12 protein-coding genes and 1 other annotated feature are annotated in these 12,055 nt (G+C 38.3%); of the genes, 1 reads left to right on the forward strand and 11 read right to left on the reverse strand.

Translation table 11 applies throughout. The features are described from left to right. Window positions 1-196: 196 nt before the first annotated feature. From F0161_RS10630 to F0161_RS10680, 11 genes are all read right to left on the reverse strand, one after another. Window positions 197-967, reverse strand: a complete 771-nt coding sequence (locus F0161_RS10630; RefSeq protein ID WP_150204557.1) for an acetoin reductase — start codon at window positions 965-967, stop codon at window positions 197-199. 11 nt (window positions 968-978) lie between these two features. Continuing rightward, window positions 979-1,452: an S-ribosylhomocysteine lyase gene (locus F0161_RS10635; protein ID WP_150204558.1), complete on the reverse strand. Its 474-nt coding sequence runs from the start codon at window positions 1,450-1,452 to the stop codon at window positions 979-981. A gap of 19 nt (window positions 1,453-1,471) precedes the next feature. Next, window positions 1,472-2,329, reverse strand: coding sequence for a MetQ/NlpA family ABC transporter substrate-binding protein (locus F0161_RS10640; RefSeq protein WP_137601410.1), 858 nt, complete (start codon window positions 2,327-2,329; stop codon window positions 1,472-1,474). 16 nt (window positions 2,330-2,345) lie between these two features. Beyond that, a complete protein-coding gene (locus tag F0161_RS10645) occupies window positions 2,346-3,017 on the reverse strand; it encodes a methionine ABC transporter permease (protein WP_150204559.1) in 672 nt (223 codons plus the stop codon). Window positions 3,018-3,022: 5 nt separating this feature from the next. Continuing rightward, window positions 3,023-4,090, reverse strand: a complete 1,068-nt coding sequence (locus F0161_RS10650) for a methionine ABC transporter ATP-binding protein (protein ID WP_137601408.1) — start codon at window positions 4,088-4,090, stop codon at window positions 3,023-3,025. Between the two features lie 3 nt (window positions 4,091-4,093). Beyond that, complete coding sequence (locus tag F0161_RS10655) at window positions 4,094-4,573, reverse strand: GAF domain-containing protein (RefSeq protein ID WP_150204560.1); 480 nt, start codon at window positions 4,571-4,573, stop codon at window positions 4,094-4,096. Window positions 4,574-4,629: 56 nt separating this feature from the next. Beyond that, window positions 4,630-4,905 (reverse strand) — a binding site (T-box leader). A 146-nt stretch (window positions 4,906-5,051) separates the two neighbouring features. Next, window positions 5,052-6,404: an APC family permease gene (locus F0161_RS10660; protein ID WP_137601406.1), complete on the reverse strand. Its 1,353-nt coding sequence runs from the start codon at window positions 6,402-6,404 to the stop codon at window positions 5,052-5,054. Window positions 6,405-6,610: 206 nt separating this feature from the next. Continuing rightward, entirely contained in the window at window positions 6,611-7,024 is a 414-nt protein-coding gene (locus F0161_RS10665) for a hypothetical protein (RefSeq protein ID WP_150204561.1), read from the reverse strand. A 153-nt stretch (window positions 7,025-7,177) separates the two neighbouring features. Continuing rightward, window positions 7,178-7,858: a hypothetical protein gene (locus tag F0161_RS10670; RefSeq protein ID WP_150204562.1), complete on the reverse strand. Its 681-nt coding sequence runs from the start codon at window positions 7,856-7,858 to the stop codon at window positions 7,178-7,180. Between the two features lie 113 nt (window positions 7,859-7,971). Next, window positions 7,972-9,270 carry an adenylosuccinate lyase gene (gene purB, locus F0161_RS10675; RefSeq protein ID WP_150204563.1) on the reverse strand — a complete coding sequence of 433 codons (1,299 nt, stop codon included), beginning with the start codon at window positions 9,268-9,270 and terminating at the stop codon, window positions 7,972-7,974. Then, complete coding sequence (locus tag F0161_RS10680; RefSeq protein ID WP_150204564.1) at window positions 9,270-10,574, reverse strand: adenylosuccinate synthase; 1,305 nt, start codon at window positions 10,572-10,574, stop codon at window positions 9,270-9,272. The genes purB and F0161_RS10680 overlap by 1 nt, the downstream gene beginning before the upstream one ends. A 264-nt stretch (window positions 10,575-10,838) precedes the next feature. On the opposite strand from F0161_RS10680, the gene F0161_RS10685 reads away from it, so the two are divergent. Then, window positions 10,839-11,813: a GMP reductase gene (locus tag F0161_RS10685; RefSeq protein ID WP_137601401.1), complete on the forward strand. Its 975-nt coding sequence runs from the start codon at window positions 10,839-10,841 to the stop codon at window positions 11,811-11,813. Window positions 11,814-12,055: the final 242 nt, after the last annotated feature.

The following is a 12,055-nucleotide window of genomic DNA, read 5'->3' on the forward strand; positions in this document are numbered from 1 at the left end:
GACCATCTTCAGAAACTTGCTACTGTTATCTTTCACCAAACGATAACTCTCTAAAAGTAGTTCGTGACTTACTCATCTCTGCACGTTGTATTATATGTTGTTTTCAAATATACTACTGTAATTTTGAATGTCAATATAATTATTAAAAATAATCTAATTATTTTTTAATTGATATTTAATTGACGCCAAATAATGTCTATAAGTAATGCATTCCACCATCAACCATCACTGATTGACCAGTGATATATTTTGCGGATGGCGAGGCAAACCAAGAAACCACTTCAGCTACATCCTCTGGTGTTCCTTCCCGGCCAAGCCCAATTTCAGTCAATACTCGAGCTTGCTGATCTGGTATCGATAATCCCTTGATTGCAGACGTCTTTTTATCAATTGCATCACGCAGCGGAGTCCGCACCACTCCAGGATTATAGGCATTAACCGTGATTTGCTCACTGGCTAACTCTTTTGATGCTGATTGTGTGAGCCCTCTAATAGCAAATTTGGAAGCAGAATAAGCGCTCTGAAGGGCTGACGCCTCAACCCCAGCTAGCGAAGCAGCATTAATTATGCGGCCACCGTTACCTTGCTTCTTAAATTGAATGGCAGCGGCTTGTATACCCCAATAAGTCCCCTTAATGTTCACGTCAAATAATCGTTCAACATCAGTCGGTTTTGATTCAATAAAAGTATCAATAAAGCCGACACCTGCATTATTAACAAGAACTGCCAGTTCACCAAAATCTTTAACCGCTTCGTCAATTAAATTAAAAACCTGATCACGATTCGCCACATCTAAATAATAAGCCTTAGCTTCAAAACCATTATTTCGCAAATTTTCAGCAACCCGGTCTGCCGTTTCGTGATTAATATCTGCAACTGCAATAGCAAAACCATCTTTTGCTAGTCGTTTTGCAATGCCTTCTCCAATTCCTTGCCCTGCACCAGTTACTACAGCCACTTTTGTCATTTTGAATCTCCTTAAATTACATTACGTTCAAACGCATCGTCACTAATCCCTTCAGCTAAAATCTTCTTGGCCCATTCTTTAGCTGAAAAAAGTGAATGGTCTCGATAATTTCCACAACTATAAATATCTGTCCCTTGAACGTCTTTCCATTCAATCTTATTCGCAATATCTTCCAAGGCACCTTTAAGAGCCACAGCTACATCAGTGGTTGAATGCTCCCCCCAGGTAATCAAATGAAAACCCGTTCGGCAGCCAAATGGAGAGCAGTCAATCACTCCATCCAAACGGTCACGCAATAAACCGGCTAATAAATGTTCAATTGTATGCAACCCTGCTGTTGGAATTGCATTTGCATTTGGTTGTACCAACCGTAAATCATAATTACTAATTAAATCGCCTATTTTCCCTTTTTCCTCAGTAATTAACCGAACATATGGTGCCTTTACCTTTGTATGATCTAGTGTGAAGCTTTCTACTTTTGCCATGTTAAATATCTCCTATTCTTTATTTTTCCAAATATGATAATGGTTTTTTAACTTCAATTTTTGTACCGTAATACTTGTCTTTGATATACTTTTGGATACTCTTTTCGTGATACAATTTCACCAATTTTTTGTAACTTGCATTGTTTTTATTTTTAGCAGATGTAGCTAAGATATTGATATTTTCCTTAGTGCTTTGATCAACCTTTTCGTGATAAATTGAATCTGTCAACACGTGAAGATTCCCCTCAAGTGCAACAGTATTAGAAATAAGAACTGCATCAACGTCCTTAAGCACACGTGGACCTGTAGTATCATCAATTTCTTTAAACTTCAGATTTTTAGGGTTGCTCTTAATATCATTGACTGTGCCCAGATAGCCAAAATCATCGTTCAAGGTGATTAGCCCTGCTTTTTGTAGTAACAATAATCCACGTGCAGCTTGTGAAGGGTTATTAGCAATAGCAATTGTAGCTCCATCCGGGATATCCTTAACAGAATTGTATTTCTTTGAATAAATTCCTAGTGGTTCCAAATATGTAGTTCCTAGAGCGGCCAATTTATTCTTTTTGTTTTGTTTGTTATAGGCCAAATAGTACGTCCATGATTGGAATGCATTAACATCAACATCCCCATCAGCTGTTGCTTTATTAAGTTGGACACCATCAGTAATTTGCTTAACTTTGATTTTTAATCCTAAGTCCTTGGCTTCATCACTCTTTGCAATATGTTGCCAAATTTCAAGATCAGATCCTTGTGAGCCAATCGTAATCGTATCAGATTTAGCATTTTTACTTGAGTTGCTATAGCTATGAATTCCAAAGACCACAACCGCAATCACCACAATAATTCCAATAATCCATAAATAACTTTTCTTCATCCTAATTTCCTCTTTTCTAATATCTCTCTACTCTCCGTGCTAACCAATCGCCAAAAGTTTGAACAATAAATACCATGATTAAGATTACAATTGTTGCCGTAATCGTGATGTCATTTTCAAATCTGGCATAACCAATGCTGATGGCAACATCCCCTAAGCCGCCAGAACCGATTGCCCCTGCCATCGTCGTCAAACCTATTAAACTGATAATTGTAACGATAGAAACTCGGATAATATCGCCAAGTCCCTCACGCAAATAAATACGCCAAATAATTTCCGCCGGACTTGAGCCCATCGATTCGGCCGCTTCAACTACCCCTCGATCAACATCCAATAACGCATTTTGAATCTGCCGCGCATAAAATGGGAAAATACCGAATATCAGTGGTACCAAAGAGGCAGTTGTACCGACTGTCGTACCCACCAGAAAATTGGTTAATGGTGAAATCACTGCCAATAAAATAATGAACGGAATTGACCGCAATAAGTTGACGATTTTATCTAAAATTGAATAACTCACTCGGTCCTCAAGGATGCCGCCCGGCTGAGTCACAACTAATAAAATCCCTACGGCCAGTCCTAACACTCCAGCGATGACTGCCGAAAATAGTGTCATATATATTGTTTCAAAAATTGCTGAAATAAATTGTTCTTTCATTGCAATTACGTTTGGAATTAATGCTGCCATGTATCTCACTCCCCTTTCTGCTTAGCCTGTAGTAATCTAGTACGGACGCCAGCAGTTTGTAAATCTGAAATTGCACGTTCAATTGACGCCTCTTCACCCGTAATAATCGCAATCGTATATCCCACGTTTTCGCCATCTACTTGGTCGATATTTGCAAATAAAATATTGACATTCAGTTGATATTTTTGCGAAAGTTCAGAAATTAAGCCTTCCTTGCTGGCATTTCCAATGAAATTTAGATAAATTAACCGCTGATTATCACCGAGTGTTGATAAACTTGGATCTGCGGTGATTCTTTCAATCGCAGATTTAACATTGGTAGAAGTTTCCACAAAATCATTAGTGAGCGTTTCTTGCGGGTTAGTAAACACTTCAGCAACCTTTCCTCGTTCAATAATTTGCCCTTCTTCCATCACCGCAACATTATGGCAAATCCCTTTTATAACTTGCATTTCATGAGTAATCAAAACAATAGTCAATCCCAATTCAACGTTTAATTTCTTGAGTAATTCCAGGATTGAGGTCGTCGTTTTCGGATCGAGAGCACTAGTCGCTTCATCAGAAATCAAAACCTTAGGATTGTTTGCTAATGCCCTTGCAATGGCCACTCGTTGCTTCTGACCACCAGATAGTTGTGATGGATATGAGGTCGCATACTCTTCTAGTCCGACTAATTTCAATAACTCTAATGATTTACCCTCACGTTCATTTTTTGACAATTTTTGACTTAACAAAGGATATTCCACATTTCCCTGCACGGTTCGTGTTTTCATCAAATTAAAGTGTTGAAAAATCATTCCAATTGATTTTCGAGCATTTCTCAATTCCTGTGGATTAAGTCCCTGTAATTCTTGATTATCAATCGTCACCGTACCTTTTGATGGTCTCTGTAATAAATTCATTACTCTCACCAAAGTACTTTTCCCTGCACCCGAGTACCCAATAATTCCGTAGATGTCTCCTTTGTTGACATCTAAAGACACATCATCAACTGCAGCAATATCTTTTCCATCTCGTTTAAAATCAACAGATATATTTCGCAAGGAAATTAATTGTTTTGAATCTTCACTCATAATTTAATTTTCCTTTCCAACAATCTCTTTGACACCAAAGATAATCGGTGCAATTTGTTTTAAATAGTTTTCGTCAATTTCATCAAAAGTATTAAACTCTGGACTATCTAAATCCAAGACACCCCAAAACTGCTCATTTTTAAAAATTGGTACCACAATTTCAGACTTCGAGGCGCTATCGCAAGCAATGTGCCCTGAAAAGTTATGAACATTTGGCACAATTTCAGACCTCAACGTTGCAGCAACTGTACCGCAAACACCTGATCCAATCGCAATATGCATGCACGCTGGTTTTCCCTGAAATGGTCCTAATATTAATTCATCATTTTTAAAACGATAGAATGATGTTCCGTTTAAATTTGGAAGCTCATTAAAAATTAACGATGCTAGGTTACTCATGTTTGCAACCAGATCAGTTTCACCGTCTAAAAGTGCTTTTGCTTGTGCTAATAATAATTGATATCGTTGCTCTTTCTCTGCCATTCCAAAAACCTCATTTCAAGCAAAAAAGCACTTTCGCCCAAGTATCTATTTCTAGATAAAAGGACGAAAGTGCTTTTTCGTGTTACCACCTTAATTTAAGCAACCCTCACGAATTGCTTCTCATCGGGTACTTAAATACAGTAGTGATAAAGTACTTACTGTAAGTGCATACCCTAACTCTGTAACGGGAGTCCCCGGCACAATCTAACGAACGCTCGATTGTGAAACTGCATTTATAAGACCATCTTCAGAAACTCACTATTGTTATCTTTCACCAAGCAATAACTCTCTTAAAATAGTTTGTAACCTACTCATCTTTGCACGTCATTTAATTTATTATGTTTTCCATTATTGAACACCAACTTATGAAAGTCAACTTAAAAATTAAAATTAGATTAATAACTAAACACAATATTCTCATTTATAATTGCTAAAAACATAGAAAAAACGCGCCAACTACGTCAGCGCGTTTCCATTATTATTCAGCAATAATTTCATCTTCAACTTTATTACTTTGTTTAGCATATTTCTTAACCAAATAGAACACTGGTAATCCGACAGCCACAATTGCTAGTGAAGCAAATGAGCCAATTGGATCGTTGAAAATTTGGCTAATCGTCACAAACAATGCACCAACAATCGCAATGATTGGCGTGATTGGATATAAAGGTGTTGAGAATGGACGTTCTGCGCCCTTGTTACGTTTTCTCAACAAGAATACACCAATAAATGCAGCAATATAGAAACAGTAAACAGTGAAAATACATAAATCTGAAAGATAATCAGCATTTGAAAATGTCACCATTAAGGTAGCAATTAGTAAGATGACTACTGTTGAAACCATAGGTGCATGTGTTTTTGAATTTAGATATGCCAATTGTTTTGAAAATGGCAAATCATTTCGTTTGGCCATCGCATACATAATCCGTGGGAAAGTCATAATCTTCCCGTTCATACATCCCATAATTGAGATAATCACCCCGATATTTAATAATCGTCCACCAATTGTCCCAAAGGCTTTTTGAGCAAGATAAATTGTGGTATTATCCCCTAACTTACTAACCATATTAGCTGGGATTGCATTGAAAACACCAAACGTAACTGCAGTATAAACAATCAAAACGAACACTAATCCAAAGACAATGGCACGAGGCAAAATACGTTGTGGATGCTTAATTTCACCACCAAGATTAGCAATCAAAATCCAGCCATCATATCCAAACAAGGTTGCCAACACGGCTACCCCAAAAGTCCCAGAATTTTCATGAACATGGGTAATAGTTTGTCCAACTGCACCTTCATGACCGTAGAAAAGTCCAAAAATGATGATAGCAGCAATTGGTAATAGTTTTGCCAACGTGGTGATAATCGCAAAGGCAGCACCTAAACGATTTTCTAACATGTTTAAGCCACCAATTAAGACCATTGAAGCAATGGCCAATGGAATTAACCACGCATTACTCAGCCCAAAGAAATTAACCAACAACAAGGCGAGATAACCGGCCAGTGATGCGATAATCGCAGGTCCGTAGACAATAATTTGCATCCAACCTGACAAAAATCCGAGGACACGCCCATAAATCTTTTCCATATAAATATATAATCCACCAGTATATGGTAATTGGGCTCCGATTTCAGCAATCGTCAAGCCGGCAGTTAGGGTGATAATTCCACCAACGACCCATGCTAACAAAGCCATGGTAGATGAGCCAGCACTGTCTAAAACTGCTCCTTGTTTAAAAAATATTCCGGATCCGATAACAGTCCCAACGACTAATGCTAGTGCTGACCATAATCCTAACGACCTTTTTAACTCAACTTCTTGTTTCATATGCGAAGTCCTCCTCCAATTAGTTAATGGAATACGATAACATCAAGATGTCAATAACTCAAATATGAAAATTTGACGAGCACGGATATTATCGCGATAAAATATGAAACTAATCCCTCCCTGACGGGATTTATATTTGTTAATCATCACTATTTATAAATATATTTATATCGTTAAAACGTGCCTTTTTATAAATATATTTATATTTATTCTCCTCCATATAGCCATGCATACAAGACATTAAAAATAATTGCCGGTTGGCTATTAATTGGATCAATTTTATTGTATGCGCCAATCCACTTCTTGTACGCTTGCTTGGTTGGAATTGTTTGTGGGCTTGGTAATGTTTGACCCTCATATTCCTTCGCTAACAGTGTTAATGGTGTAGCATCCCCATCTTTCGCTACTTCATTTTTCCAATCATTGGGATCCTGATTGTTTTCCATGGCTTTTAAATCTAATAGAATACCCGCATAACCACCAACTTTATAAGCTTCTGTCACAGCTCCAGTAGCTCGATAGGCCGGATTATCATTTTTTAATAACGCAGTAATTGCTGGATATACTTCACTTTCATTTTTAACTTGATTTGGATAAGCCGCATACAAAGCTGACTTCAATTCATAATAGAAGACCGTTCCTTCGAGGCGATCATATAAAATGGATGCGTCGTAATCTTTCTTATCCTGTTTTTCATATTGATTGTAGGTTGCTAAGGCATCCTTGATGTGAGTATCGCGGTTAGCGGTATCAGTAATCGCTAATGACAGTTGCTACATTAACAACATTCTGCTGCGGCGACCGGTTGAATCACTTAAGCGTTCGTCCCGGTTTAAGTTACCATATTTGTTGTCGCCCCAATTTTTCTGGGTAATCGTGTGAAACAATTCATGACTGTAGGATAAAAATTGATCATAGGTTCCAAGATGTTCATATCTTTGATATACATAGTAATTAGATAGTGCCTGAGGTGAGACGGTTATATATGCCCCTTCGATTCCATTCCCACTAAAGGGATTCCACTCACCTGTAACTTGCATGGTTGAAGGAACATTATATGAATCGAATTGCTTAGACGTTAATTTTTTATATTCTCCACTAGGATTTACTAGATAAGCCGTCTTAGTTTTAACATCCTGTGCAATTAAATATTGATTCTTTTGTGGATTATTTGGCCAATAATTATTCAAATGTTCATTATAATTTTTAACCTGACTGGATACTACTTTAACGTAGCCCAGCATTGTTTTCGGTTGCGTTCGTGCTGCTGCTCCAAACCGGTAATTACTAGAACTGACTGTTTCAATTGTCGGATGATTCGTCGTGTGTGACTTAAACAAAAATTTGTGTCCAATAAAAACAGTGGCATATAGTAGCACCACTAAACCAATAATCACGATAAAAAACAACTTAAAAAAACGTCGAACCCGGTGTTTGCCCTTCACTTTTGCCATAATTACTCCCCCAATTAAATTGTTAACTTCCGAAATTATACAACACAAAAATAGCACACCAACCCTTAAAATAAAACTGAAAAGAGTTGGTCTGCTATTCATGATAATAATTATTAAGAATTCAAGCCTAATTTACCGAAAATCTCATCGACATAACGTAAATGATAATGATAATCAAAGGCGTCTGCAATATCTTCCATACTAAGGCGTTCGATAATCGCTGGACTGGCTTCCACTAAATCGCGGAACTGAATTTGCTCATCCCATGATTTAGCAGTCAATGGTTGCACCGTATCATATGCAGCTTCACGAGAAAGACCAGATTCAATTAACTTCAATAAAATGCGTTGACTGTAAATTAAACCATACGTCCGATCCATATTTTTCAACATGGTTTCGGGGAAAACCGTCAGATTTTCTAAGATTCGACTGAAACGATTAATCGCATAGTCTAACAAAGTTGTGGTGTCTGGCAAGATAATCCGTTCTGCAGATGAATGTGAAATATCACGTTCATGCCACAATGGGATGTTTTCATAAGCCGTCACTGCATGGCCGCGAATGACCCGGGCAATCCCACAAATATTTTCGGAACCAATTGGATTACGCTTGTGTGGCATTGCTGACGATCCTTTTTGACCCTTAGCAAATCGTTCTTCAACCTCATGGATTTCCGAGCGTTGCAGTGAACGAATTTCCGTTGCGAACTCTTCTAACCCAGTAGCAATTAATGCCAAAGTTGAGATATATTCTGAGTGTAAATCTCTTGGTAACACTTGACTCGCGATTGGCTGTTGATTCAAGCCTAATTGCGTCACCACACTAGTTTCAACCTGAGGTGGCACATTCGCAAATGTCCCCACTGCACCACTAATTTTGCCCGTTTCAACGCCGGCAGCAGCATGGTCAAAACGCTCAATATCGCGTTCAATTTCTGCGTACCAACGGCCTAACTTCAGTCCAAAAGTAGTTGGTTCGGCATGCACTCCATGAGTCCGACCCATCATCACTGTATTTTTATATTTAACTGCTTGTTTCGCAATCACATCTTTAAACATCAACAAGTCTTTACGCAAAATTGCGTCAGCTTGTTTTAATAACACTCCGTTGGCAGTATCGACAACGTCAGTACTCGTTAATCCATAATGAACCCACTTTTTCTCGTCGCCTAATGATTCTGAAACTGTTCGCGTAAACGCCACGATATCATGATGAGTAGTTTCTTCAATCTCTGCCACACGTTCAGCCGTGAAAGTTGCATTTTCAGCAATCTTTTTAGCGTCTTCAGCAGGGACTTCACCTTGTTCCACCCATGCGTTCGTTGCAGCAATTTCTACTTTTAACCATGCAGCATACTTATTTTCATCTGACCAAATCTGAGTCATTTCGGGTCTTGAATAACGATCTAACATTATTTAACTGTCTCCTTTTGTCCCCATGGGTTTTGTAAAATTAAAGTTTGCAAGCGATCCGGACCAACTGAAATTGTTGCCAATGGAATTCCAGTTAATTCAGTTAAACGATTTAAATAATTTTGAGCATTAACCGGCAACTTTTCAAAATCAGTAATCCCAGTAATATCTTCGTTCCAGCCTGGCAATTCTTCATAGACTGGTTCGCACTTAGCAAGTTCCGTTAAACTAGCTGGATAATAATCGACTTCTTTACCATCGATTTTATAAGCTGTACAAATCTTGATTGTTTCTAAACTCGTTAACACATCGAGTAAGTTTAAACTGAGGCAAGTCAGTCCAGACACGCGGCGAGCATGACGCATTGCCACTGAATCAAACCAACCAATTCGACGTGGGCGTTTAGTCACCGTTCCGTATTCATGACCAGTTTCACGAATATAATCGCCAACTTCATCCGTCAATTCAGTTGGGAATGGGCCATCCCCAACTCGAGTTGAATAGGCTTTACTGATACCTAAAATAGTTTCAATCTTGTTAGGTCCAATTCCAACCCCTGTTGTGACACCACCGGCAATTGGATTTGATGAAGTAACGTAAGGATAGGTACCGTGATCAATATCTAACATTACGCCTTGAGCACCTTCAAATAATACGTTTTCGCCATTATCAAGGGCATCATTAACGAGAACAGATGTATCCGTCACGTATTGTTTAATTTGTTGACCGTAACCATAGAATTCTTCGAAAATATCATCGAATTTAAGTGGTTCAACATTGTAAATCTTTTCGAACAATTGATTCTTTTCTTCTAAGTTTAACTTCAATTTTTCAGCAAAAATGTCTTTGTCTAACAAGTCTGCAATCCGAATTCCTACACGTGCAGCTTTATCCATGTACGTTGGTCCGATTCCCTTATTAGTTGTACCGACCTTTAATTTTCCCTTGGCCTTTTCTTGACATTCATCCAACAAAATATGATATGGCAATGTCACATGGCTGCGACTTGAAATTCTCAATCCGCTTGGGTTAACACCCTTATCTTCTAAATAAGTAAGTTCTTCAATCAAGGCTTTAGGATTGACGACCACTCCATTACCAATCACACTGAGTTTATCAGAAAAGAAAATTCCTGATGGAATCAAATGTAACTTGTAAGTTTCACCATCAAAGACAATTGTGTGTCCAGCATTGTTACCACCTTGATACCGCACAATCACACTAGCATCCTGACTGAGATAATCAGTCATTTTACCTTTACCTTCGTCGCCCCATTGACTTCCAACTATAACTACTGCTGACATTTAGTCACCTCATAATATTGAGCCCAATCACAAGGCACATACCTTGTCTCATCGTCTCATTTTTGTCCGATTTTAGATGTGAAAAACCGGCTTTTTCTCACTATTATAGTGTAACAATTTGCCGTTATCTGGTCAATAGTAAAACACGAACTTTAATTACTTAAATTTAATTAATATACGTTTTTATTGTTGACATTGTGACGTAAAGTGCGTATATTCTTTAGTTGGTTATGAAAGACGAACTTTTTTGAGGAGAGATTAACTATGGAAACATTCGATTATGATGATATTCAACTAGTACCTAGCAAATGCATTATTGAGAGCCGACATGATGCCGACACAAGTATTCAATTTGGCCCACGAAAATTTAATATTCCTGTGGTCCCAGCAAACATGGCTAGCGTGATTGATGAAGACCTCGCAATTTGGATGGCTGAACATAATTATTTCTATGTGATGCATCGTTTCACACCTGAAAAGCGTCTTGAATTTGTGCACGATTTAAAAGAACGTGGCTTGTTTGCATCAATTTCAGTTGGTATCAAACAAACTGAATACCAATTCATTGATGATTTAAAGGCTGCCAATTTAGAACCAGAGTACATCACGATTGATGTTGCCCATGGTCATTCCGATTATGTGATTAAAATGATCCAATACATCAAAAAAGAATTACCGGGAAGTTTTGTAATTGCTGGTAACGTGGCTACTCCTGAGGCTGTGCGTGAGCTTGAAAACGCTGGTGCTGATGCGACTAAAGTTGGAGTGGGCCCAGGTAAAGCATGTATCACTAAATTAAAAACTGGATTTGGAACTGGCGGTTGGCAATTAGCTGCCCTTCGTCTTTGTAGTAAGGCTGCACGTAAGCCACTCGTGGCTGATGGTGGTATCCGCCATAATGGTGACATTGCTAAATCCGTTAGATTTGGTGCATCAATGGTGATGATTGGTTCGCTCTTAGCCGGCCACGAAGAATCACCAGGGAATATGATCAAAATTGATGGTAAAACTTACAAACAATATTGGGGTTCAGCTTCTGAAACCCAAAAAGGCGCTTACCGTAACGTTGAAGGTAAGCAAATGCTAGTGCCATTCCGTGGTAGCATTAAAGATACCCTTGATGAAATGCAAGAAGATCTTCAATCATCAATTTCTTACGCTGGTGGGCGTGATCTTGAATCCATCCGTAAAGTTGACTACGTGATTGTTAAAAACTCAATTATGAGTGGAGATTATTAAAATAAAATGTTGCTGACTCAAGCGGTCAGCTTCGGAGCATTAACGAAGAATAACAGCTATCGATTGGACTTTAATCGATGGCTGTTATTTTAGTTAAGTGACGAAGTTGCTTGAGAAAGCACGAATATGCAAGAGTGTGAAACCAACTGTTTAGGTTGTGAGCTTCTAACGACAAAAGGCAAACTACAATTCGCTTTATGAATTGTGGCTTGCCTTTTAAGTTAGGTGAACGGCTTATGTCG

This window comes from Paucilactobacillus nenjiangensis (assembly GCF_008632615.1).
GTDB classification, from domain to species: domain Bacteria; phylum Bacillota; class Bacilli; order Lactobacillales; family Lactobacillaceae; genus Paucilactobacillus; species Paucilactobacillus nenjiangensis.

Bases quoted from the DNA above. Each gene is read 5' to 3' on its own strand.
- F0161_RS10645 (WP_150204559.1), bottom strand. From the start codon at position 3,017: ATGGCAGCATTAATTCCAAACGTAATTGCAATGAAAGAACAATTTATT.
- F0161_RS10655 (WP_150204560.1), bottom strand. From the start codon at position 4,573: ATGGCAGAGAAAGAGCAACGATATCAATTATTATTAGCACAAGCAAAA.
- F0161_RS10680 (WP_150204564.1), bottom strand. From the start codon at position 10,574: ATGTCAGCAGTAGTTATAGTTGGAAGTCAATGGGGCGACGAAGGTAAA.
- F0161_RS10660 (WP_137601406.1), bottom strand. From the start codon at position 6,404: ATGAAACAAGAAGTTGAGTTAAAAAGGTCGTTAGGATTATGGTCAGCA.
- F0161_RS10650 (WP_137601408.1), bottom strand. From the start codon at position 4,090: ATGAGTGAAGATTCAAAACAATTAATTTCCTTGCGAAATATATCTGTT.
- F0161_RS10635 (WP_150204558.1), bottom strand. From the start codon at position 1,452: ATGGCAAAAGTAGAAAGCTTCACACTAGATCATACAAAGGTAAAGGCA.
- purB (WP_150204563.1), bottom strand. From the start codon at position 9,270: ATGTTAGATCGTTATTCAAGACCCGAAATGACTCAGATTTGGTCAGAT.
- F0161_RS10640 (WP_137601410.1), bottom strand. From the start codon at position 2,329: ATGAAGAAAAGTTATTTATGGATTATTGGAATTATTGTGGTGATTGCG.
- F0161_RS10630 (WP_150204557.1), bottom strand. From the start codon at position 967: ATGACAAAAGTGGCTGTAGTAACTGGTGCAGGGCAAGGAATTGGAGAA.
- F0161_RS10685 (WP_137601401.1), top strand. From the start codon at position 10,839: ATGGAAACATTCGATTATGATGATATTCAACTAGTACCTAGCAAATGC.
- F0161_RS10670 (WP_150204562.1), bottom strand. From the start codon at position 7,858: ATGGCAAAAGTGAAGGGCAAACACCGGGTTCGACGTTTTTTTAAGTTG.